A 21,363-nucleotide genomic window follows, 5' to 3' on the forward strand; every position below is an offset into this window, starting at 1 on the left:
CGGACGACTGTACCGTCCGGACGGTACAGTCGTCGAGACCGGTACGGTCGTCGCCATGTCCGCCACCCGCGACCGGCTGCTCGACGCGTTCGAGAGCCTGCTCATCGAGCACGGGGCCCGCGCCGCCACGCTCGACGCGGTCGCGGCGGCCGCGGGCGTGTCCAAGGGCGGCCTGCTCTACCACTTCCCCAGCAAGGCGGCCCTGGCCCAGGGTCAGCGCGAGCGCCTGGCCGCGCTCGGGGACGCCGACGTCGAGGCGATGCGCGCCGCGCCCGAGGGGCCGGTCGAGTACTACCTGCGCAGCTCCACGGAGTCCGGCGGCCCGCTCGACCGGGCGCTCGTCGCCGCGATCCGGCTCGCGGAGGAGTCCGACGGCGACGCGTCGTCCGTCCTGGACCGCATGCGCGCGGCCTGGTACGACGCCCTCGTCGAGGAGCTCGAGGACCCCGCCCTCGCGCACGTCGTCGAGCTGATCGGCGACGGGATGTACCACCACGCCGTCACGGGCGTGAAGGACGACTCGGCGCTCGCGGACGCCCGCGAGGTGATCGGCCGGCTCCGCTCGCGGTGACCTCGGGCGGCGCGCCGCGCACCCGCCCGCGGACCCCCGGACGCACGAGGACCCCGCGGCCGGACGGCCACGGGGTCCCGCGGTGGTCGCGTCAGATCCGCACGCGCCGTGGGTTGCTCACCGACGTCCACGCGATCTCGTCGCGCTGCGCGTCGGCGCTCTGCTGGTCCTGCGAGGTCATGTCCATCGTCGCCCCCCTCGTCGTGGTCCCGGGGCAGCAGTCTGCGGGCGCGCGACGGGCGGCGCACCCCCTGCGGGTGAACTCCACGTAAAACCTCGCGGGCCGCCGCACCCGGCTCGCGCCGCACGGGCCCGTGGGACCCCCGACCCACGGCCCCGGGGCACCCGCGTGCGAGACGCGCGCGCGACGGGCGCCGCGTCGTCCCCAGGCCGGGGACCGGGGGCTCGATCCGGCAGGGGCGGCGTGTCACGATGGCGTGGACGCCGACGACCAGGTGGTGACATGACGACCTCCGCACCCGCGACGCCCTCACCCGCGCCCCCGGACGGGGCCGCGGGGCCGCGACCCTACGCCGAGCCCGCGGACGAGGTCCTCGCCGCCCTGGGTGCGACCCCGGACGGCCTCGGTGAGGCGGAGGCGGGACGCCGGCTCGCCGAGCGGGGGCCGAACCGGCTGCCCGCGCCACCGCGGCCCAGCGCCCTGCGGCGCCTGCTCGGCCACTTCGACGACATCCTCATCTACATCCTGCTGGCGTCGGCGGTCCTCAAGGCGATCCTGGGTGACTGGATCGACTTCAGCGTCATCCTGGCCGTCGCCGTCATCAACGCCGCCGTGGGCTTCCTCCAGGAGGGCCAGGCCGAGCGCGCGCTGGACGGCATCCGGACCATGCTGTCGCTCGACGCCCAGGCCCGCCGCGACGGCGAGTGGCAGGTCGTCGACGCCGAGACGCTCGTCCCGGGCGACGTCGTGCGGGTCCGCTCCGGGGACCGCGTGCCCGCGGACCTGCGGCTGCTCGAGGCGACGAACCTGCAGGTGGAGGAGGCCGCGCTCACCGGCGAGTCGGTACCCGCCGCCAAGGACGTCACGCCGGTCGGCGCGGACGCCGGGCTCGGCGACCGGGCCTCGATGCTGTACTCCGGCACGATCGTCGCCGTCGGCACCGGCACCGGTGTCGTCACCGCGACGGGCGCGGACACCGAGATCGGCCGCATCCAGTCGATGATCGCGGAGGTCGACCACCTCGACACCCCGCTGTCCCGCCAGCTCGCGGCGTTCGGCAAGACGCTGTCCCTCGGCATCCTCGGCATGGCAGCGCTCATGCTCGTCATCGGGCGCGTCATCCACGACTTCGACCTGCCCGACCTCGTCTCGGCGGCCATCGGCTTCGCGGTCGCCGCCGTCCCCGAGGGCCTCCCGGCGCTGGTGACGGTGACGCTCGCGCTCGGCGTGCAGCAGATGGCCCGGCGCAACGCGATCACCCGCAAGCTGACCGCGGTGGAGGCGCTCGGCTCGGTCACGACGATCTGCTCGGACAAGACCGGCACCCTCACGAAGAACGAGATGACCGCGCGGACGGTCGTGACCCCCGCCGCGACCTACGACGTCGAGGGCCTGGGGTACGCGCCGGAGGGTCGCGTGACGCTCGACGGCCGCCCGGCGCCGCTCGACGCCCACGGCGACCTGCGCGCCCTGCTCACCGCCGCGGCCGCCTGCAACGACGCCCGCGTCGTCCCGGACGGCAGCGGGTGGCGCGTCGTCGGGCAGCCGACCGAGGGCGCGGTGGCGGCGCTCGCGCTCAAGGCCGGGGTGGACGTGTCGGACGTGCGACGGCACGCCGTGCTGCCGTTCGAGTCCGCGACGAAGTTCATGGCCACGCTCGACGAGGTTCCCGGTGCCGGGCGGCGGGTGCGCGTCGTCGGCGCGCCCGACCGGCTGCTGGACCGGTGCACCCACCAGCGCGGGGCGGACGGCACCCCGGAGCCGCTGGACCGGGAGCGGTGGGAGGCCGTCATCGACCGGATCGGGGGCCAGGGCCTGCGGACGCTGGCCGCCGCCGAGCGCCCCGCGGCCGACGACGCCGACACGCTGAGCCCCGAGGACGTCGAGGACGGCCTGGTGTTCCTCGGGGTCCTCGGCATCGTCGACCCGCCGCGCCCGGAGGCCGTGCAGGCGATCGCGGACTGCCACCGCGCCGGCATCCGGGTCAAGATGATCACCGGCGACCACGTGGGCACCGCGACCGCCATCGCCCGCGAGCTCGGGATCGTGTCCGCCGGCGGCGACGTCCGCGCGCTGACCGGCGCCGACCTCGAGGCCATGACGCAGGAGCAGCTGCGCACCTGCGTGCGCGACGTCGACGTCTACGCGCGCACCAGCCCGGAGCACAAGATCCGCATCGTGCGCGCGCTCCAGTCGCACGGGGAGGTCGTCGCCATGACCGGCGACGGCGTCAACGACGCCCCGGCCCTCACCCGCGCGGACGTCGGCATCGCGATGGGCATCAAGGGCACGGAGGCCACCAAGGAGGCCGCCGAGATCGTCCTCGCGGACGACAACTTCGCGTCCATCGAGCGGGCCGTGGAGGAGGGGCGGCGGATCTACGACAACATCCGCAAGTCCGTCGTCTTCCTGCTGCCGACCAACGGTGCGCAGTCGCTCGTGATCCTCGTGGCCGTGCTGTTCGGACTCACCCTGCCGCTCGCCCCGGTGCAGATCCTCTGGGTCAACCTCGTCACCGCCGTGACGCTGTCGCTCGCCCTCGCGTACGAGCCCGCGGAGCCGGGAGTCATGTCGCGCCCGCCGCGCAAGCCCGGCGGGTCGGTGATCTCCCGCGACTCGCTGCGGCACGTCGTCGTCGCGTCGCTGCTCATCGGAGGCGCCACGCTCGCCGTGTTCAGCATCGAGCGCGCCCGCGGCACGGCGACCGACGTCGCCCAGACCACGGCCGTCACGATGCTGGCCCTCGGGCAGCTCGCCTACCTGTTCAACTGCCGGTTCCTGGGCGAGTCGAGCATCACCACGCGCGTCCTGCGCGGCAACCCGGTGGTGTGGATCGCGACCGGGGCACTGCTGGTGCTGCAGGTCGTGTTCACCTACGTGCCGTTCATGAACGCCTGGTTCGACTCGGCGCCGATCGGCCCGCGCGAGTGGGGCCTGACGCTCGGGTTCGCGATCATCGTGTTCCTGCTGGTCGAGGCGATGAAGGCGATCACCCGGACGCGTGACCGGGCCCGCACCACCGGCGGCGCACGGACGACCGCGGGGACCGCCGCGGCCGGCACCGCCGGGGGCCACGCCGCGACGGGCACCGCCGACGGCGTGCACGTCGACGAGGCCGCTGCGCGCCTGCCCGACCTGGTCGCCGCCGCCGAGCAGGGCGACGAGATCGCCCTGGTCCGCGACGGGCGCACCGTGGCCCGGCTCGTGCCCGCCCGCGATGGCGCCCGCCGGGCCAGCGGGCGCCGTGGCGGGGTCGACGCGCCCGCCGCCGCCACCACGGCGATCCAGCTGACGCCGCCTCCCGCCGAGGCGGGCGCGCAGGACGGCGGAGGCTCGCCCGGCACGGGAGAGGCGGACGGCTCGGGCGACACCGCTGTCACGGAGCCCACGACCGCCCCGGACGACACCGTCGTGCTCGCCCCCGTCGCCGGCGAGGACGACACGGTCGTGCTCGCCCCCGTCGACGACGCGGCGACCCCGGACGACACGCCCCCGCCCCGGCGCCGCAGCAGGCGGGACGTCGACCCCGGCGCGGCTCCCTGAGCCCGACCGTCCCCGCGCCGGGTCGAGCGCGCCTCAGATCGTCGCGACGGAGCCCGCGTCCACGCGGTAGTTCGACCCCGTGACGAAGCTCGCGCGCTCCGACACGAGGAACCCGATCACCGCCGCGACCTCCTCGGGCTCGCCCCGGCGGCCGCTCACCATCCCGGGTCGCTCCTCCTCGAGGAACGACGCGATCGCCTCCGCGCGGTCCGTCCCCCGCTGCTCCGCGCGCGCGTCCATCATCGCGTCGGTCATCGGGGTCGCGATGAACGCCGGCGACACCGCGTTCACGAGCACGCCCTCGGCCCCGTACGCCTTGGACAGCCCCTTCGCGAGCGACAGCACCCCGGCCTTCGACGCGCAGTACGGCAGCTCGTCGACGTCGGGCTGGACGCCGTCCTCGGACGCGAGCAGGACGATGCGCCCCCGGCCGGCCGCCCGCATGCCCCCGATCACCGCGCGCACCACCCGGACGGTCGCGAGCAGGTCCACCTCGAGCGTCCGCGCCCAGCCGGCGTCGTCGATCTCGTGGAACGGGCCCTGCGCGCCGGTCACCCCGGCCGAGTGCACGAGGATCTCCGGGGCGCCGAACGCGGCGCGCGCCCGGTCGAGCAGCCCGGTCACGTCGTCGGGCACGGTGAGGTCGGCGACGACGGGCAGGAGCCGGTCCTCGGCCGCCCCGAGCTCCGCGGCCGCGGCGGCCAGCCGGTCCGGTACCTGGTCGGTGAGCACGACGCGCGCGCCCTCGGCCAGCAGCAGGCGGGCGGTCGCCAGCCCGATGCCGGAGTCACCGCCGGTGACGAGTGCGATGCGGTCGGTGATACCCAGGTCCATGGGGTCCTCCTCGGTGTGGTCCGCGGATCCGGACGGGTCCTGCGGGTGACGGTCGGTGCCGGTCGGTGCCGGTCGATGCCGGTCGGGTGACGGCCGGCCACGGCCGCCGGTGGGCGGTGCCGGTCAGCCGTCGGCGTGCCCGAGCGCCGGCGCGAGCGTCAGCGCCGCCTGCACGAGCGCCAGGTGGCTCAGCGCCTGCGGGACGTTGCCCAGGAAGTCGCCGGTGCCGGCCTCGACCATCTCCGGCCACACGCCGACGTCGTTGGCCAGGGCCAGCAGCTCGTCCATCCAGTCGCGCGCCTCCTCGGCGCGGCCCACGAGCGCCAGCGCCGCCACGCCCCAGAACGCGCAGGCCACGAAGGCGCCCTCCTCGCCGGCCATGTCGGAGTAGCGGTGCAGCAGCGGCCCGGCGCCGAGCTCGGCCCGCAGGGCGTCGACGGTGCCGCTCATCCGCTCGCCGGTGTCGAACCCGCTGCGGGCGTGCAGCAGCACCGACGCGTCGAGGGCGTCCGACCCGGGGTACATCACGTACGCCCCGCGTTGCGGCGACCAGCACCGGTCCTCGACCCAGGTGCGGATGCGCCCGGCCTCCGACCGCCAGCGGTCGGCGTCCCCGGGGATCTGCCCGAGCTCCGCGAGGTGCACCGCGCAGCGCAGCGCCTGCCAGCACCCGAGCTTCGAGGACGTGTAGTGCCGCTCCTCGGGCAGCTCCCACATGCCGGCGTCGGGCCGGTGCCAGGCGTCGGCGGCCTCGTCGGCCACGGCGGCGAGCAGCCGCCCGGTGTCCGCGTCCAGCAGGTTCCCCGCGTCGACGTAGCCGCGCACGACGGCGAGCAGGTCGCCGTACACGCCGAGCTGGAGCTGGCCGTCGGCGCGGTTCCCCGCCACCACGGGCCCGATGCCGCGCCAGCCGGGGACGTCCCGGGTGACGCGCCCGGGCGGCAGGCCGCCGTCCAGGGTGAAGAACACCCGGGTGCCGTGCCGGCGCAGCGTGCGCAGCACCCAGGAGATCGCCGCGTGCACCTCCTCGCGCAGGCCGAAGCCGATCCACGCGTCGAGGGTGTACGCGGCGTCGCGCACCCAGGCGTACCGGTAGTCCCAGTTCTTGCCGCCCGCCCGGCTCTCCGGGAGCGAGGTGGTGCCCGCGGCGGCGATGGCTCCCGTGGGCTCGTGCAGCAGCAGCTTGAGGGCCAGCGCGCTGCGCTGCACGGCCTTGCCCCACGGCCCGTCGTAGTGGAACTCGCGCGTCCACGCCCGCCAGTTCTCGATCGTCCGGTCGACGCCGCGGTCGACGTCCTCCGGGTCCGGGACGGGCACCGGCTCGCTCTGCGTGCCGACCACCGCCACGAGGTGCCGTGAGCGCGCGGTCGCCGTGAACACCCCGGAGCACGCCTGGTCCTCGGTCACGACCGTCATGTCGCCGAGCGTCCGGACGGCGAGCGTGACGCCGTCGTCGCGCAGGACGGCCCCGTGCACGGTGTCCTGCACCCACGGCGACGCGGTCCCGAGCACCGTCCCCGGCGCGACCCGCCACGCCATCGGGACGGTCCCGGACAGGCCGTCGACCCGCCGCGCGAGCTCGCTCCACGGGAGTCGGCCGGCGACGCCGGTGTTCATCGCCTCGGTCACCCGCACCGAGCCGCCGTCGGTGACGTACGTCGTCTCGAGCACGTTCGTGCCGACCACGTACTGCCGGCGCAGGCGGTGGGGCACGGTCGGCGCGAGGTCGAACGAGCCGCCGCCCTCCGCGTCGAGCAGCGCGGCGAACACCGGCGGGGTGTCGAGGTCCGGCACCGGGAACCAGTCCACCCGGCCGTCGTCCGCCACCAGGGCCACGGTCCGCCCGTCGCCGAGCACCGCGTAGGCGCGCAGGTCCGCGTACCCCCCGGTGCGCGGGGTGGGAGCGCGCAGCTCGTCGGCGGCCGCGTGCCCGGACCCCTCGGTCGCGTGGCCGGCGTCGCCGTCGAGGTTCTCCAGCCCCTGCTGCTCGGTCACGCGCGTCCCCCGCCCGGCGCGGGCGTCACGGGGTCGGCATCCCGCCGTTGACGTTGAGGGTCTCCCCGCTGACGTAGCTCGACTCCGGCGACGCGAGGAACACGTAGGCCGGGGCGAGCTCGGCCGGCTGGCCCGCCCGGCCGAACGGCGTCTGCGACCCGAAGTCCGGCAGGGCCTCGGGCGGCTGGCCGCCGGCGGTCTGCAGCGGCGTCCAGATCGGCCCGGGCGCGACGACGTTGACGCGGATGCCCTTCGGAGCGAGCTGCTGCGCGAGCGCCTTCGACATCGTGTTGATCGCGGCCTTGGTGGTCGCGTAGTCCACGAGGATCGGCGACGGCTCGTACGCCTGGATCGACGAGGTGGTGATGATGCTCGCGCCCCGCGGCAGGTGCGGCAGCGCCTCCTGCACCAGCCAGAACAGCGCGTGGACGTTGGTGCGGAACGTCTGGTCGAACGACTCGGACGTCAGGTCCGCGAGGTCCTCGACGTGCTGCTGCCGCCCCGCGACCACGGCGAGCACGTCCAGGCCGCCGAGCTCGTCGAGCGCGGTGCGCACCAGCGACCGGCTGTACCCCTCGTCGGACACGTCGCCCGGCGCGAGCACGACGGTCCGGCCGGCCTCGCGCGCCACGGCGGCGACGTGCTCGGCGTCCTCCTGCTCCTCCGGCAGGTACGACAGCACGAGGTCGGCGCCCTCGCGGGCGAACGCGATCGCGACCGCGCGGCCGATGCCGGAGTCCCCGCCGGTGACGACGGCCTTGCGGCCCGTCAGCCGGCCGGTGCCGCGGTACGTGTCCTCGCCGTGGTCGGCGTGCGGCCGCAGGTCCGCGTCGAGCCCCGGCCCGTCCTGGCTCTGCGCGGGCGGCGCGGGCATCTCGTACTGGGCGATCGGGTCCTGGAACGTGTACTGGTCGGCCATGTCGCGTCCTGCTCTCCGTGCGGCTGCGGGTTCCGGGTACGCCGACGCCCGCCGTCCGGAGGGCGGCGGGCGTCGGCCTTCCGCCATCGTCGGACGGCCCCGGGGGGCCCGCAACAGGAGCGGGCACCCGCCCTACAGGTCGACGGGGTCGACCAGGAACCCGGACTGGTCGGCGATCTCCCCGCCCACGTCGGCGTGGACCTCCCGCGCCACGGACCGCACCACCCGGGCGGCCCGCCCGCGCGCGACCCGGTGCGCCAGCGAGGGCCGCTCGGCCTCCAGCTGCTCCACGTCCGGCGCCTCCCAGCGGACCCGGTACGCCACGACCTCGCCCTGCGCCCAGGGCAGCCCCGCCAGCACGACCGGCACGTCCCGCTCCGCGGAGACCTCCACCGCGACGATCCCGTCGACGCCGAGGTCCACCTGCAGCCCGAACGCCTCGGCGGCGGGCGGGTGCGCGCGCATCCAGGCGTCGAACGCGTCCGCCTCGGCGTGCAGGCGCCGCCGCTCGGCCTCGTCCGCGACGCCCGCGCCGACCTGCTCGCGGGCGGCGAGCACGGCGCCGGTGTCCTGCGGCGAGGGCCGGGGGACGCCGGGGGCGGCAGCGCCCGCCCCGTCGAGCCGGGCCTGCGGGGCGACCCGGCGCGCCGCGGCCAGCACCGTCCCGGGCTCGACCCACCGGTCGGTCAGCACCACCAGGTCGAGCGCGGCGTCCATGTCCGGCTCCAGCACGACCCCGGAGTCGACCCGCACCGCGCCGCCCAGCCGCCGCGCGACCGCCACCAGCCACTGCGCGACGCGCAGCTCCTCCCGGACCGGGCCCGCAGCCCCGAACGCCCGCCGCAGGCCGTCCCGGTCGCCGCCGAACGCCGGCGCCTCCTGGCGCTCGCGCGGGCAGTCGACGACCCACGCCACGCGGCTGTCCGTGGGCAGCCCCCACGCCGCCACGCGCGCCGGCTCCAGGGCGTACGGCCCGGTCAGCGTGGAGAGGCGGCCGACCCGCAGCACGCCGGGCGTGGCGGACGGCGCCGGCGCGCGCGTGGCGCCCGTGGAGCGGCGGCCCGACGGGATGCGCGGCGGGCGCTCCCAGCGGGCGGCCGGGAACCGGCTCGTCGCGAGCACCTCGACCTCGTCCGTCGCCACGCCGTCCGGCAGCACGAGCAGGTGCCGGCCGGGGGGCGGCGCGACACCGGCGCGGTCGGGACCGGTGCCGGCGGGAAGGGCGGGGAGCAGGGTCATGCGGGCAGGGCCCTCAGACGTCCGTCCGGTGGAAGCTCTGCCACGACCGGGACGCCGTCGGGCCGCGCTGCCCCTGGTACCGCGACCCGGCGGCGCCCTGGCCGTACGGCCGCAGCGCCGGGGACGACAGCCGGAAGAAGCAGAGCTGGCCGATCTTCATGCCGGGCCACAGCGTGATCGGCAGCGTCGCGACGTTCGACAGCTCGAGGGTCACGTGACCGGAGAACCCGGGGTCGATGAAGCCCGCCGTGGAGTGCGTGAGCAGGCCGAGCCGGCCGAGCGACGACTTGCCCTCGAGGCGCGCGGCGATGTCGTCCGGCAGCGTGACCTGCTCGTACGTGGAGCCGAGCACGAACTCCCCGGGGTGCAGGACGAAGGGCTCGTCCCCCTCGACCTCGACGAGCCGCGTGAGGTCCGGCTGCTCCGCCGCGGGGTCGATGACCGGGTACTTGTGGTTGTCGAACAGCCGGAAGTAGCGGTCGAGCCGGACGTCGACGCTGGACGGCTGGACCATCGCCGGGTCGTACGGGTCGAGCAGGACCCGTCCGGAGTCGAGCTCGGCGGAGATGTCGCGGTCGGAGAGCAGCACGGGGACACGGTACCGACCCTCGCCGTGCGGCCGCGGGGCCGGGCCGCCGGAGGTGCCCGCCGGGACCGCGCGCGGCGGGCGCTCGCCCGGGACCTGGGGCGCCGGGGGCCCTCCACGGCGGACGCTATGCTGACCGTCGGCGGCGCGTGGGAGCGCTCCCGCGCGGCACGATCACCAGACACCGAGAGGCGCAACGATGCGGTACGGCCACTTCGACGACGCGGCACGCGAGTACGTCATCACGACTCCGCACACGCCGTACCCGTGGATCAACTACCTCGGCTCCGAGGAGTTCTTCTCCCTGCTGTCGCACACCGGCGGCGGGTACTCGTTCTACCGCGACGCCAAGATGCGGCGCCTGACCCGGTACCGCTACAACAACATCCCCGCCGACGAGGGCGGCCGCTACTTCTACGTCAACGACGGCGGCGACGTCTGGACGCCGGGCTGGCTGCCGGTCAAGGCCGACCTCGACCACTTCGAGACCCGCCACGGCCTCGGCTACTCCCGCATCACCGGCGAGCGCGGCGGCCTGCGCGTCGAGACGCTGTTCTTCGTCCCGCTCGGCGAGACCGCCGAGGTCCAGCACGTCACGCTGACCAACACCTCGGACGCCGAGAAGACCGTCTCGCTGTTCTCGTTCGTCGAGTTCTGCCTGTGGAACGCCCAGGACGACCAGACGAACTACCAGCGCAACCTGTCGCTCGCCGAGGTCGAGGTCGAGCTCGACGGCCCGTCCGGCTCCGCGATCTACCACAAGACCGAGTACCGCGAGCGCCGCGACCACTACGCCGTCTACGGCGTCAACACCCGCGCCGCCGGCTTCGACACCGACCGCGACACGTTCGTCGGCCCGTGGAACGGCCTCGGCGAGGCGGCCGTCCCGCGCGCCGGCAGGGCCACCGGGTCGATCGCGTCCGGCTGGTACCCGATCGGCTCGCACCAGGTCGACGTCACGCTCGCCCCCGGCGAGAGCCGGTCGCTGACCTACGTGCTCGGCTACGTCGAGAACCCGCACGAGGAGAAGTGGGCGCCCGCCGCCGACGGCGAGCTGCCGATGCAGCGCGTCAACCGCGAGCGCGCCCACGCCCTGCTGTCCCGGTTCGCCACCACCGAGCAGACCCTCGCCGCCTTCGAGGCGCTGCGGGCGTACTGGACCGACCTGCTGTCGACCTACTCGGTCACCTCGTCCGACGAGCGCCTGGACCGGATGGTCAACATCTGGAACCAGTACCAGTGCATGGTCACGTTCAACATGTCCCGGTCGGCGTCGTACTTCGAGACCGGCATCGGCCGCGGCATGGGGTTCCGCGACTCCAACCAGGACCTGCTGGGCTTCGTGCACCTCATCCCCGAGCGGGCGCGCGAGCGCATCATCGACATCGCGTCGACGCAGTTCCCCGACGGGTCGGCGTACCACCAGTACCAGCCGCTCACGAAGCGCGGGAACAACGACATCGGCTCCGGCTTCAACGACGACCCGCTGTGGCTGATCCTCGGCGTCGCCGCCTACATCAAGGAGACCGGCGACTGGTCGATCCTCGACGAGGCCGTGCCGTTCGACAACGAGCCCGGCTCCGAGGTCCCGCTGTTCGAGCACCTGACGCGCTCGTTCCAGTTCACGGTGCAGAACCGCGGCCCGCACGGCCTGCCGCTCATCGGCCGCGCCGACTGGAACGACTGCCTCAACCTCAACTGCTTCTCCACCGAGCCCGGCGAGTCGTTCCAGACGACCGAGAACCAGGCCGGCGGCGTCGCGGAGTCCGTGTTCATCGCCGCGATGTTCGTGTTCATCGGCCCGGAGTACGCCGAGCTCGCCGAGCGCCGCGGGCTCACCGACGTCGCCGCGCAGGCCCGCGCCGCGATCGAGGAGATGCGCGCCGCGGTGCTCGAGCACGGCTGGGACGGCGAGTGGTTCCTGCGGGCGTACGACTTCTACGGCAACCCCGTCGGCACCGACGCCAAGCCGGAGGGCAAGATCTGGATCGAGCCGCAGGGCTTCGCCGTCATGGCGGGCATCGGCGTCGACTCCACCGACCCCACCACGCCCGAGGCCGCCGCCAGCCCCGCGCTGCGCGCCCTGAACTCCACGCGCGAGCACCTGGCGACCCCGCACGGCATGGTCCTGCAGTCGCCGGCGTACACGAGCTACCAGATCGAGCTCGGCGAGGTCTCCACGTACCCCCCGGGCTACAAGGAGAACGGCGGCATCTTCTGCCACAACAACCCGTGGGTCATCATCGGCGAGACCGTCGTGGGCCGCGGCGAGCAGGCGTTCGACTACTACCGGCGCATCACCCCCGCGTACCGCGAGGAGATCTCCGACGTGCACCGGCTCGAGCCGTACGTGTACGCGCAGATGATCGCCGGCAAGGAGGCCGTCCGGCACGGCGAGGCCAAGAACTCCTGGCTGACCGGCACCGCGGCGTGGAACTTCGTCGCCGCGTCGCAGTACCTGCTCGGCGTGCGGCCCGGCTACGACGGCCTGGTCGTCGACCCGCAGCTCGGCCCGGACGTGCCGACGTTCACCGTCACCCGCGTGGCCCGCGGCGCGCGGTACGAGATCACCGTCACCAACTCCGGCCGGCCGGGCGCCCGCGCGGCGCTTGTCGTGGACGGCACGCCCGTCGACGGCCGCACCGTGCCCTACGCGCCGGCCGGGTCGACCGTGCGGGTCGAGGTCACCGTCTGACACCCGCGGCGGCTCCGGGCGACCCGACCGGGCGTCCGGAGCCGCTATGCTGGGTGCGCGCTCCCGCAGGCGGGGGCGCTGCGCGGGTGTAGTTCAATGGTAGAACTTCAGCTTCCCAAGCTGACAGCGCGGGTTCGATTCCCGTCACCCGCTCCATCGTCGTCGTAGGTCAGGGCCACGTCGAGCCCCGTCCGGCCCCTTGGATCCTGCCGCTCGTCGGCGTACCGCCCCGGGATCCTGACCGTGGGTGCTTGGACCACCTCGCACCACCACCGCCGCAGCTCAGGCGCCGTGCGCCGACTTCCCTCGGACCGCCGGCAAGCCCGGTACACGGGCCCCGACGGCGCCCATCGCACGCTCGGCACCTTCCCGACCAAGGCCGAGGCCGACCGGGCGCTGGCGCACGAGGTCTCGCGCAGGGCGCGCGGCGTGTGGCGCGACCCGCGGCTGGGCGAGCAGCCGGTGGGCGCGTGGTTCCGCGGCTGGATCGGGACGCGTGGGGATCTGGCGCCGAGCACGCGTGACCTGTACGCCCGGCTGCTCGAGCGGTAGCTGCGAGGAGGGCCAGGCACTCGACCACGATGTGATCGCGTGAGTACTCTAGTTGTCACACGAAGCATCTGCTTATCACGGGAGTGGCGATGGATGTCTCTCATCCGATGATGGACGTGGTGCCCTCAGCTCACGGCCCGGTCCTGGCCGTGCTCGCGGCCACCACCACACCCCTCACCGGGCGCAAGATCGCCGAGCTCACCGAGCCACGCGTCTCCCAGCCCCGCGCGGCGCGCATCCTGGCCGACCTCACCGAGGCCGGCCTCGTCGACCGCATCCGGGCCGGCTCGGCGTCCCTGTTCACGCTCAACCGCGAGCACCTGGCCGCGGGCGCGGTCGAGGCTCTCGCCACCGTCCGCACCCGCCTCTGGCAGAGGATCGCGGAACACGCAGCCGGCTGGGTCCACCCACCCGAGGCGATCGTCGTCTACGGGTCGACAGCCAGGGGCGACGGCAGCTCCGCCAGCGACGTCGACCTGCTCGTCGTCCGGCCCGCCACCGTCGACGAGGACGACCGTGACTGGCAGCACGGAGTCACTGCCCTCGGCTTCGCCGTGCCCCGGTGGACCGGGAACGACTGCGACATCCTCGACCGCTCACCCGACCAGCTCCGCGCGATGGCCGACGCCGGAGAGCGCCTCCTCGCGGAGATCCGCCGCGACGGCCGGGCAGTCGTCGGTTCCCTCGCCGCCGTCCCGACCCCCAAGGCGGCCTGACGTGGGAGCGCGGGAGGAAGCGAGGGCTCACCTGGCCAAGGCGCGCGAGTTCCTCGACGCCGCGCGGCTCGAGCTCGACGCCGACCTCCTCACGGCCGCCGCATCGTCCGCCGTCCTCGCAGGCATCAACGCCAAGGACGCGATCTGCCTTCGCCTCACGGGTCGCACGAGCAAGTCCGACGACCACCGGGCGGCCGTACCGGAGCTCGCCGCCGCGGGCCCGGCCGGCAAGGCGCTCGAGTCCACGTTCCGCCGACTCCTCGCCCTCAAGACGTCCGCGCAGTACCAGGCCGCGCCGATCAGCCGCGCCAACGCCGCCAAAGCCCTCGACTGGGCCACGCGGATGGTCGACACCGCTCGAGACGTCGCGAGCAGCTGACCCACGAGCCGGCACCGCCGCGAACCACTCCTGCCGGACACGATGATCACGTGTTCGTCGTCCGGGCAACCACGTAGCTGCTGAGCCGTCTCGGACGGCCCTCACCACCGCCGACCCACGCTCGCCTGACCTCACGGTCGCCCAGGCCGCCGACGAGCTCGCCGTCACCGAACGCTTCATCCGCACGCTCATCGCCGACGGCCATCTCCGCGCCGTCAAGGTCGGCGCCCGCGTCGTCCGCATCCGCCGCACCGACCTCGAGGACCTCCTGCGCCCCGCGCGGGTCGTGCCCCATCTCGGCCGCCGCTGAACGCGCACGGGCTAGGTTTCCGCCATGGACGTCGATCAGTTCAGCGAGGAGGGCGCGGCCGCCCTCCGGAACGCCGCCGTACGACTGTGCGGAGCACGCCAGCGCTACGCATCCGCGACGCTGCCATGAGCGGCCTGTCGAGCGAGATACCCACCGTTCACGCGATGAACGAGGAGCTCCGTCGGCTGACCACCCAGTTCAACGACCGCGTGTGGGACCAGGCGGGGACCGTGACGCTGCTCCTCGAAGGAGTCGGCGACGAGTGGGAGCCCTGGGACAGCATCGCGGGCATAGCGGTCACGAGCGGCGTTCGTGCGTCCTTCCTTCCGACCGAGCCGCCCGAGACCTTCGACGGAGGGCCCGGTGCGCTCGAGGCGGTTGCCCCGCCAGGAGGCCCGCTCGTCATCTCGGAGAGCTGGGGCTAGCGGGCGGTGGGTCTCGTTGGTCTCGCGTCCCGGCTGACCGGTCGCCTCGACCGGTCGATCGCGGTCGTCGTCTTCACGGTGCCGCCGACGCGCCTGCGGGAGATGGACGTCGCGCTGGGACCCTGCGTGCCGACAGCCGATCGAAGGCGGCCCTTGGTCGGCCCGCTCGGGCAGCAGTACGGCGAGACGCCGCAGATGACCGCGGCTCTCCTGACTGCACTGACCGGCGCGCCGTCCGACCACGCGCTCACGGTGGTCGAGAGTCGCGGCAAGGGCCGGCTCAGCGCGTGCTCCGAGCCGTTCGTCAGGGCCATGGCCGCCGCCAACGCCCACCTCATCGAGCTCGCCGGCGAAGACGACGCACGAGGTGACCGTGACCTGCCAACCTTCGTCAGGAAGCAGTCAGAGCACGAGCTCGCCTGGCGCAACGCCGTCCGGTGGCCCCGAGGAACGGCGAACATGCCCGACCGCCTCGTGCGAATGGCGTGGGCGCGCGTCGCCCTGGAGCGCGACCAGCCCCTCTACTGCTGGCATGGTCCCGCTCGACCGATGGTCACGGTCGTCAGCGGCAGAGGGCCGTACACCCGTCGATGACCGGTGTGCACGCGCTCGCCGCCTGGCGGCATCGCCACGTGAGCGACCACCCGGTGGTCGGGGTCTTCCACGGCGAAGGCGCACAGGTCGCCTCTGCCGTCTTCCGCACACAAGCGGAGGGCCTCGTGTGGGCCGCGAAGCACTCGGCGCCCGGGATCCTGACCGAGTACCCCGTCGGAGACGGCTGCTACGGCATCGCCGTGGCCCAGGGCTCCCTCACGTCGACGCGCCCCCGTCACGGGTCCCCGGAGCACGTCGCCGGCTTCTCGCCAGGCTGGACGCAGCACACCCACATCACGGCGGGCACGCCCGAGTAGTCAGCTCGGCGCCGGTGCGGTCCGTGGCCCGGCCTCTCGCCGCCACGTGGTCAGCGCTCGCGCAACCGCTACCAGTCGCGGCGGGCGTCGACCGCGCGCAGCAGCGCGTCCAAGGCGGGCCCGGCCTCGTCGCCGGAGTGCTCGCGGACCGCGGCGATGAGAGCCCGGCCAAGGTCCTCGCGCTCCTCGGTCTCGGCGAAGCCGCTGCGCGCGGTGGGCGCGCTGATGTGCCCGCGCGTGTCCCACTCCCGGAGCGGGGCGCCGAGCCGTTGGCGGGCGAGACGCATGGTGGGGGCCGCTCGCGACGTGACGCGGTCCTGACCGACCCCCGCCCCTCAGTCGGCGGCGCGAGACCCCCAGTCCGTCGGTGGGGGCACCACTCAGTGGCCACTGGGTGCCGCTCGGCGCCGGTTAGCGTGCGACCTCCTGAGCAGAGGGAGGCACCACATGGACCGCCAGATCGCGTCGATCGACCTGCAGCTGCCGGAGCGCTGGCGCGTCTGGCGACCGGGCGACGGTCCCCGTGCCGCCCGGCGCGCGGCGGACGAGCTGGCGAGCGGGCCCGTCGCGGGCGCGCGGCTGCGGGCGGCGGTCGAGGCGGTCGACAGGGCGGTGCTCGACCTGCACACCCGGCACGTCCGCGCCGGCGTGTGGGTGCCGGAGCCGACCGGGGACGTGGCCGCGTCCCTGGCGTGCGAGCTGCTCGCGGAGTCGCCCGAGGGGCCGGACGCGGCGGACACGTACCTGGGACGGGTGCGGCGCAAGGTCTACCGGTCACGGCGGACGACCACGCGGATCGCGCACCACGCCGCGAGCCGGTCGCAGGTGCCCGCCGGTGCGGCCGTCGTCGCGCTGCGCAGCGAGGGCGCCGCGCGGCACGAGGTGGTGTGGACGGTGTTCCCGCCGGGCGCGCGTCAGGCCGTGCAGCTCCGGTTCGACACCCGTGGCAGCCAGCGGTACCCCGAGCTGCTGCGGCACGCCGAGTCGATCGCGACGGGGATGCGCGTCCGGTTCACGGCGCCCGCGCGGGCCTCTGCCGTCGCCGGGCCGGAGCGCTGACCCCGGTCCGTGCACACGGGGTCCACAGCCGGCGGGCGGGTGTCCACAGGCCGCGGGTCCGGATCGCGCCTGACCTGGGACCCGGTGCACAACCTGGGGACAGAACCTGTGGAAACAACCGGACATATCGCTCGAACGGGTGTCGATACGCGGCGATACGGGGGACGACAGGCTGTGGACAACAACCAGGCGGTTGTGGACAAGTGCGCCCGGGCACGGAGAAGGGCCCCTCGGAGTAAGCGTCCGAGGGGCCCTTCCCGTGGCCGTCGACCGGGCTCCCCCGACGAGTCGGGGACCGGCGGCCGCTCTGACGGTGCGGCTCCGTCCCGGCACCCGGTGGGCACCCCCGAGAGGGCGCCTCCCGCGGGCGGGACAGCGGCGACCAGGCCGTCGGGGTCCTACGAGGACTCTGCGTCGTCATCCGCAGCCCTGCCGGTCTCCCGGCCGGGACGTCCCGTCGTTCTCCCTCTGGCCCGACCTCTCCGGTCCCGCTCCGAGGGCGTCCGGCGAACCGGTCGTCCTGCGGTGACGGGGTGTCCGTCGAGGTCGATGGAGCAGTTCTAGTCCTGCCCGGGAACGCGCCGCAAGGGCCTGGAGCAGGCAATTCTCATCCACCGCTGCATGCACATGTTGTCCACATGTTCACCTGCGTGATCGCGCGGAACTCACAGGGCTGTGCACAGAATCTGTGGATGACGGGCGCCTCGGCGCGCCTCCCGCGCAGCACGAGCGGGGCGCCGTAGCGTCGTCCACGGATCGAGGCCCCTCGGAGTAAGCGTCCGAGGGGCCTCGCCGCGTCTCCGGCGTGGGGCGCGCGGTGCCGGGCGCTCAGGCCCCGACGTCGTGCAGGTGGTGCACCACGTCGTGCAGGAAGTACTGGCCGAGCGTGGTCACGGTGAACGCGGAGCCGTTCGAGCGGAGCCCGGTGCGCTCCCACTGGTCGTCGCGCACGGTCTGGAACCGGGCGGCGAGCGCCGCGGCGGCGTCGGCCAGCTCGTCGGCGACGCGCCCCGGGTCCTGGAGGTCGTAGCGGTCCTCGACGGCGGTCGCGTCCTGGTCCCAGTTGGGGAACTGCGGGCCGTCCTCCTCGAGCATGAGCCGCAGTCGCTCGTCGAACACCCGGTGGACGTCGCGCACGTGCGCGCCGTACTCCAGCGGGGACCAGACGGCCGGGTCGGGGCGGTCGCGGACGTCGATCCGGCCGAGCGCCGCCCGCCAGCGCGGGACGAGGTCGTGGATGGTGCCGGCCACCTGCGGGCCGGCGACGTCGGTCCCGGCGAACCCGCACTCCGGGCACCGCTCGCGCAGCACCCACGTCCAGTCCTTCGCGTCGGGCGTGGCGGGGGCGTAGGCCGGGGCGGGGTCGCCGGCGGTGGGCCTGCCGGGTTCGTCGGGCTCGTCGGGGTCGGTCGGCGCGGGTGCGGCGTCAGCTGTCACGCCCTGCACGGTAACCCGGTGGCCGCCCGCGCGGTCGTCATCTGCGCCCGGTTCGCCGGTCCGGCGGCACGGTCTCCGCGCGACCCGTCGACCTCGCCGTCGCCGACGGCGACCGCGGCGCCCAGGGTAGGCAAACCTAACTTCGTCGGGTACGTTTGCTGACGCGGCGTCAGGACGACGCCGCACCACCACGTCCGGGAGCCGCGATGACCGCCACGCACGACCTGCCCGCCGCCGCGACCCGCCCCGACGAGGGCGACGTCCGCACGCCCCTGTCGACGATGCTGCGCGAGGGGACCCGCGCCGAGCACGAGGCCGCGGAGGGCTCGGCGTTCGTGGACGACCTGCTCGCCGGCCGCCTCACCGTGGCCGCCTACGCGGACCTCGCCCTGCAGCTCCACACCGTGTACTGCGCCCTGGAGGAGGTCGGCGACGCGGTCCGGGCCACCCCCGCCGGGTCGGGCGTGGTCTTCGACGAGCTGCGACGCGTCCCCGCCCTCGAGTCCGACCTGGCGCACCTGCTCGGCCCGGCGTGGCGGGAGGCCGCCGACCCGCTGCCGGCGACCGCCGCGTACGCCGCGGAGATCCGGGCGGGCGGCGCGGACGCCGGGGCGTACGTCGCGCACGCGTACACGCGCTACCTCGGCGACCTGTCCGGCGGGCAGGTCATCGGCCGGATGGTGCAGCGCCACTACGGCGTGCCGGACGCCGGAGTCGGGTTCTACGCGTTCCCGGCGGTGCCGAAGCCCAAGCCGTTCAAGGACCTGTACCGCGCCCGGGTCGACGCCCTGCCCCTCTCCGACGCCGAGCGGGACGCCGTGGTCGAGCGGGCCCGTGCCGCGTTCCGGCACAACAGGGTGCTGTTCGCGGCCCTGGCCGCGCGGCACCGGCCGGCCTGACGGGCCGCGGCGCGACGTGCTGACACCTCGTGCGAGAATGTCAGCATGCCCAAGATCATCGGCGGCTCGCTGCACGAGCACCGCGAGCAGACCCGGCTGCGGCTGTTCGGCGCGCTGTCCCGGCTGATGGGCGAGCGCGGCTTCGACGCCATCACGCTCGCCGACATCGCCCAGGCCGCCGGCGTCGGACGCACCGCGGTGTACAACCACTTCGCGGACAAGGAGTCGATGCTCGTCGGCTTCATCCTGCACGAGACCGAGCAGTACGTGGCCGCCCTGGAGGCGGAGCTGGCCGGCGTCGACGACCCGACGGCCCAGCTGCGCGCCTACGTGCGGGCGCAGTGCGAGCTCAAGCGCGACTACCACCTGGCGCCCGGGCCGGACCTGCGCTCGGTGCTCTCCCGCGGCACCCAGCAGCGCGTCCGCGAGCACGTCGTGCTGGTCGAGTCGCTGCTGCGCCGCATCCTCGCCGCGGGCATCGAGTCCGGGGAGTTCCCGGAGCAGGACCTCGGCACCACCGTCTCCCTGGTCAACGCCTGCCTGAGCGGCCGGGGGCTCCCGGACGACCCCGAGGCCCGCGAGCGCGCCGTGGAGTCCACCGTGATGTTCGTGCTGCGCGCCGTCGGAGCCGGTGAACGCGCCGGGCTCGAGGCGGAGCCGGTCCCGGCCTGACGCCGCCCGGATCACCCGCTCGGGCGCGCCGTCGCCGCCCCGAACCCGTGTGGCGGCGGCGCGCGTCGGCGATGATGGGCCCGTGACCGACGCACCGACGCCGGCCCGGGAGGCCGCGCCCCGGGGTGACGGGGACGACGCCCGGCAGCTCGCCCTGCTCGCGCACCGCCTCGGCGGGCTGCTGACGCTGGCCGACGCGTACGACGCCGCGGCCGCCGCCACGCGTGACGTGCTGCGCGCCGGGGTCGCCGCCGTGGCCAGGCGCGAGCTGGACCAGTGGCAGGTGCTCGCCGCCGACCCCGCGGACGAGGCCGCCGCGGTGCTGGACGCCGTCCGCGACGGCGAGGCGGCCCGGGCGCTCGACCACCGTCAGGAGACGTGGCGCAACGGTCCCGGGGAGGACGCGGGCCGCTCCCGCCCCGCGCTGGTGGCGCCCGTCGTGGTGAACGGCGAGCTCTGGGGCGCGTTGTGCGCCGTCCGGGACGCGCCCGCGCTGCCGTTCACCCGCGACGACGCCGCGCGCGGGGAGGTGCTGGGCACCCTGCTCGGCGCCCACATCGCGCGCCTCGACCTGGCGGAGCAGGTGCGCCACCTGGTGTCCGACGACGCGCTCACCGGCCTGAGCACCCGCCGCGTCGCCGACGAGGCGGCGCAGGCCGCGATCGACTCCGGCGACGAGACGTGCATCGTGATGTGCGACGTCGACGGACTCAAGCGGGTGAACGACGAGCTCGGGCACGACGCCGGCGACGACCTGCTCCGCGCCGTCGCGGCCGTGCTCCGGCGCGCCAGCAGCGGGCTGCCGGGGTCCACCGCCGCGCGGATCGGCGGGGACGAGTTCTGCATCGTCACGTGCGGCATCCCGCGGACCACGGTGGTGCAGGTGATGGACGCGACCGTCGGCGACGCCACGCTGCCGCACGGGTCGTCGCTGTCCTACGGCATCGCCTCGTCGGCCCGCGGCTCCCTGGGTGCCGCCCCGACGCCCCGCTCGCTGTTCCGGCGCGCGGACGCCGCGCAGTACCACGCGAAGCGGAGCCACGCCGCGGCCCGCGCCCGTCAGTACCGCGCGGACGACCCCGGCGCCGTCCTCGGCCGGGCGGTCGCCGCGGGCGTCACCGCGCTCGCCGCGACCGCGCCCGCGCCGCTGTCGCGCCTGTGCGCACTCGCCGCGGCGCTGACGGAGGCGATGGGCGGCTCGGGGTGGACGGTGTCCCGGGACGCCGGAGCGTCCGGCGACGGACCTGTCGTGGTCGCGCGGGGTGGCACGTCCTCGCTGCACGTCAGCGGCATGCGGCAGGTCGAGCTCGTGAGCGCCCCGTGGACCGTGCAGCTCGAGTCCACGCTGTCGTCGACGGACCGCACCGTCGGCACGACCCTGCAGACGCTCGTGTCGCTGGCGGTGCTCGGCGCGTCCTGATCGCGGCACCGTCGGCCGCC

General features: G+C 74.9%; 20 protein-coding genes, 1 tRNA gene and 1 pseudogene. 15 read left to right on the forward strand and 7 right to left on the reverse strand.

Annotated features, from left to right (window positions below; translation table 11 throughout):
- The first annotated feature begins 55 nt into the window (after positions 1 to 55).
- Together AAHH18_RS01205 and AAHH18_RS01210 are read left to right on the forward strand one after the other, a co-directional pair.
- Positions 56 to 571 carry a TetR family transcriptional regulator gene (locus AAHH18_RS01205; RefSeq protein ID WP_283318876.1) on the forward strand — a complete coding sequence of 172 codons (516 nt, stop codon included), beginning with the start codon at positions 56 to 58 and terminating at the stop codon, positions 569 to 571.
- 463 nt (positions 572 to 1,034) lie between these two features.
- Positions 1,035 to 3,749, forward strand: a pseudogene (locus AAHH18_RS01210) (cation-translocating P-type ATPase); the annotation flags it as partial.
- Between the two features lie 579 nt (positions 3,750 to 4,328).
- On the opposite strand, the gene AAHH18_RS01215 reads toward AAHH18_RS01210, so the two are convergent.
- The 5 genes from AAHH18_RS01215 to dcd all read right to left on the reverse strand — a co-directional run bounded on the left by AAHH18_RS01215 (position 4,329) and on the right by dcd (position 9,871).
- Positions 4,329 to 5,129 (reverse strand): SDR family NAD(P)-dependent oxidoreductase, encoded by an 801-nt coding sequence (locus AAHH18_RS01215; protein WP_343300268.1) that lies wholly within the window; start codon positions 5,127 to 5,129, stop codon positions 4,329 to 4,331.
- Positions 5,130 to 5,252: 123 nt separating this feature from the next.
- A complete protein-coding gene (locus AAHH18_RS01220; protein WP_343300307.1) occupies positions 5,253 to 7,040 on the reverse strand; it encodes a glycoside hydrolase family 15 protein in 1,788 nt (595 codons plus the stop codon).
- Positions 7,041 to 7,149: 109 nt separating this feature from the next.
- The gene (locus tag AAHH18_RS01225; RefSeq protein ID WP_343300269.1) at positions 7,150 to 8,043 is read right to left on the reverse strand and encodes an SDR family oxidoreductase; all 894 of its coding nucleotides are present in this window, start codon (positions 8,041 to 8,043) and stop codon (positions 7,150 to 7,152) included.
- A gap of 132 nt (positions 8,044 to 8,175) precedes the next feature.
- Positions 8,176 to 9,282 carry a hypothetical protein gene (locus AAHH18_RS01230; RefSeq protein WP_283318873.1) on the reverse strand — a complete coding sequence of 369 codons (1,107 nt, stop codon included), beginning with the start codon at positions 9,280 to 9,282 and terminating at the stop codon, positions 8,176 to 8,178.
- A 13-nt stretch (positions 9,283 to 9,295) separates the two neighbouring features.
- The gene (dcd, locus tag AAHH18_RS01235; protein WP_283318872.1) at positions 9,296 to 9,871 is read right to left on the reverse strand and encodes a dCTP deaminase; all 576 of its coding nucleotides are present in this window, start codon (positions 9,869 to 9,871) and stop codon (positions 9,296 to 9,298) included.
- 196 nt (positions 9,872 to 10,067) lie between these two features.
- Here dcd and AAHH18_RS01240 point away from each other — a divergent pair, with 196 nt between their 5' ends.
- The 9 genes from AAHH18_RS01240 (at position 10,068) to AAHH18_RS01280 (ending at position 15,856) form a co-directional block, all read left to right on the forward strand.
- The gene (locus AAHH18_RS01240; RefSeq protein WP_343300270.1) at positions 10,068 to 12,563 is read left to right on the forward strand and encodes a GH36-type glycosyl hydrolase domain-containing protein; all 2,496 of its coding nucleotides are present in this window, start codon (positions 10,068 to 10,070) and stop codon (positions 12,561 to 12,563) included.
- A gap of 82 nt (positions 12,564 to 12,645) precedes the next feature.
- Positions 12,646 to 12,719, forward strand: a tRNA-Gly gene (locus AAHH18_RS01245).
- Positions 12,720 to 12,854: 135 nt separating this feature from the next.
- Entirely contained in the window at positions 12,855 to 13,115 is a 261-nt protein-coding gene (locus AAHH18_RS01250) for a hypothetical protein (RefSeq protein WP_343300271.1), read from the forward strand.
- 89 nt (positions 13,116 to 13,204) lie between these two features.
- Positions 13,205 to 13,831, forward strand: coding sequence for a nucleotidyltransferase domain-containing protein (locus AAHH18_RS01255; RefSeq protein ID WP_343300272.1), 627 nt, complete (start codon positions 13,205 to 13,207; stop codon positions 13,829 to 13,831).
- A gap of 1 nt (position 13,832) precedes the next feature.
- Positions 13,833 to 14,210 carry a HEPN domain-containing protein gene (locus AAHH18_RS01260; RefSeq protein ID WP_343300273.1) on the forward strand — a complete coding sequence of 126 codons (378 nt, stop codon included), beginning with the start codon at positions 13,833 to 13,835 and terminating at the stop codon, positions 14,208 to 14,210.
- A 190-nt stretch (positions 14,211 to 14,400) separates the two neighbouring features.
- Positions 14,401 to 14,520, forward strand: a complete 120-nt coding sequence (locus tag AAHH18_RS18285; protein WP_459349056.1) for a hypothetical protein — start codon at positions 14,401 to 14,403, stop codon at positions 14,518 to 14,520.
- A 164-nt stretch (positions 14,521 to 14,684) separates the two neighbouring features.
- Positions 14,685 to 14,945 (forward strand): hypothetical protein, encoded by a 261-nt coding sequence (locus AAHH18_RS01270; protein ID WP_343300275.1) that lies wholly within the window; start codon positions 14,685 to 14,687, stop codon positions 14,943 to 14,945.
- A gap of 6 nt (positions 14,946 to 14,951) precedes the next feature.
- On the forward strand, positions 14,952 to 15,539 hold the full coding sequence (locus tag AAHH18_RS01275) for a hypothetical protein (RefSeq protein ID WP_343300276.1): 588 nt from the start codon (positions 14,952 to 14,954) through the stop codon (positions 15,537 to 15,539).
- Positions 15,540 to 15,577: 38 nt separating this feature from the next.
- Positions 15,578 to 15,856, forward strand: a complete 279-nt coding sequence (locus AAHH18_RS01280) for a DUF7710 domain-containing protein (RefSeq protein WP_343300277.1) — start codon at positions 15,578 to 15,580, stop codon at positions 15,854 to 15,856.
- A gap of 68 nt (positions 15,857 to 15,924) precedes the next feature.
- Here AAHH18_RS01280 and AAHH18_RS01285 read toward each other — a convergent pair whose 3' ends face one another.
- The gene (locus AAHH18_RS01285; RefSeq protein WP_343300278.1) at positions 15,925 to 16,143 is read right to left on the reverse strand and encodes a hypothetical protein; all 219 of its coding nucleotides are present in this window, start codon (positions 16,141 to 16,143) and stop codon (positions 15,925 to 15,927) included.
- A gap of 160 nt (positions 16,144 to 16,303) precedes the next feature.
- On the opposite strand from AAHH18_RS01285, the gene AAHH18_RS01290 reads away from it, so the two are divergent.
- Positions 16,304 to 16,915 carry a hypothetical protein gene (locus AAHH18_RS01290; protein ID WP_343300279.1) on the forward strand — a complete coding sequence of 204 codons (612 nt, stop codon included), beginning with the start codon at positions 16,304 to 16,306 and terminating at the stop codon, positions 16,913 to 16,915.
- An 828-nt stretch (positions 16,916 to 17,743) separates the two neighbouring features.
- Here the strand turns inward: AAHH18_RS01290 and AAHH18_RS01295 are convergent.
- Complete coding sequence (locus AAHH18_RS01295; RefSeq protein WP_343300308.1) at positions 17,744 to 18,226, reverse strand: DinB family protein; 483 nt, start codon at positions 18,224 to 18,226, stop codon at positions 17,744 to 17,746.
- A 332-nt stretch (positions 18,227 to 18,558) separates the two neighbouring features.
- Between AAHH18_RS01295 and AAHH18_RS01300 the strand changes: the two genes are divergently transcribed.
- The 3 genes from AAHH18_RS01300 to AAHH18_RS01310 all read left to right on the forward strand — a co-directional run bounded on the left by AAHH18_RS01300 (position 18,559) and on the right by AAHH18_RS01310 (position 21,343).
- Positions 18,559 to 19,251, forward strand: a complete 693-nt coding sequence (locus AAHH18_RS01300) for a biliverdin-producing heme oxygenase (protein ID WP_343300280.1) — start codon at positions 18,559 to 18,561, stop codon at positions 19,249 to 19,251.
- Positions 19,252 to 19,296: 45 nt separating this feature from the next.
- Positions 19,297 to 19,923 (forward strand): TetR/AcrR family transcriptional regulator, encoded by a 627-nt coding sequence (locus AAHH18_RS01305; RefSeq protein WP_283318865.1) that lies wholly within the window; start codon positions 19,297 to 19,299, stop codon positions 19,921 to 19,923.
- An 82-nt stretch (positions 19,924 to 20,005) separates the two neighbouring features.
- On the forward strand, positions 20,006 to 21,343 hold the full coding sequence (locus AAHH18_RS01310; protein WP_343300281.1) for a GGDEF domain-containing protein: 1,338 nt from the start codon (positions 20,006 to 20,008) through the stop codon (positions 21,341 to 21,343).
- Positions 21,344 to 21,363 lie beyond the last annotated feature (20 nt).

The sequence above is a fragment of the Cellulomonas olei genome, from assembly GCF_039548315.1.
Classification (GTDB): Bacteria; Actinomycetota; Actinomycetes; order Actinomycetales; family Cellulomonadaceae; genus Cellulomonas.

Bases quoted from the DNA above. Each gene is read 5' to 3' on its own strand.
- AAHH18_RS01205 (WP_283318876.1), top strand. From the start codon at position 56: ATGTCCGCCACCCGCGACCGGCTGCTCGACGCGTTCGAGAGCCTGCTC.
- AAHH18_RS01215 (WP_343300268.1), bottom strand. From the start codon at position 5,129: ATGGACCTGGGTATCACCGACCGCATCGCACTCGTCACCGGCGGTGAC.
- AAHH18_RS01225 (WP_343300269.1), bottom strand. From the start codon at position 8,043: ATGGCCGACCAGTACACGTTCCAGGACCCGATCGCCCAGTACGAGATG.
- AAHH18_RS01230 (WP_283318873.1), bottom strand. From the start codon at position 9,282: ATGACCCTGCTCCCCGCCCTTCCCGCCGGCACCGGTCCCGACCGCGCC.
- AAHH18_RS01240 (WP_343300270.1), top strand. From the start codon at position 10,068: ATGCGGTACGGCCACTTCGACGACGCGGCACGCGAGTACGTCATCACG.
- AAHH18_RS01255 (WP_343300272.1), top strand. From the start codon at position 13,205: ATGGATGTCTCTCATCCGATGATGGACGTGGTGCCCTCAGCTCACGGC.
- AAHH18_RS01270 (WP_343300275.1), top strand. From the start codon at position 14,685: ATGAACGAGGAGCTCCGTCGGCTGACCACCCAGTTCAACGACCGCGTG.
- AAHH18_RS01285 (WP_343300278.1), bottom strand. From the start codon at position 16,143: ATGCGTCTCGCCCGCCAACGGCTCGGCGCCCCGCTCCGGGAGTGGGAC.
- AAHH18_RS01290 (WP_343300279.1), top strand. From the start codon at position 16,304: ATGGACCGCCAGATCGCGTCGATCGACCTGCAGCTGCCGGAGCGCTGG.
- AAHH18_RS01300 (WP_343300280.1), top strand. From the start codon at position 18,559: ATGACCGCCACGCACGACCTGCCCGCCGCCGCGACCCGCCCCGACGAG.
- AAHH18_RS01305 (WP_283318865.1), top strand. From the start codon at position 19,297: ATGCCCAAGATCATCGGCGGCTCGCTGCACGAGCACCGCGAGCAGACC.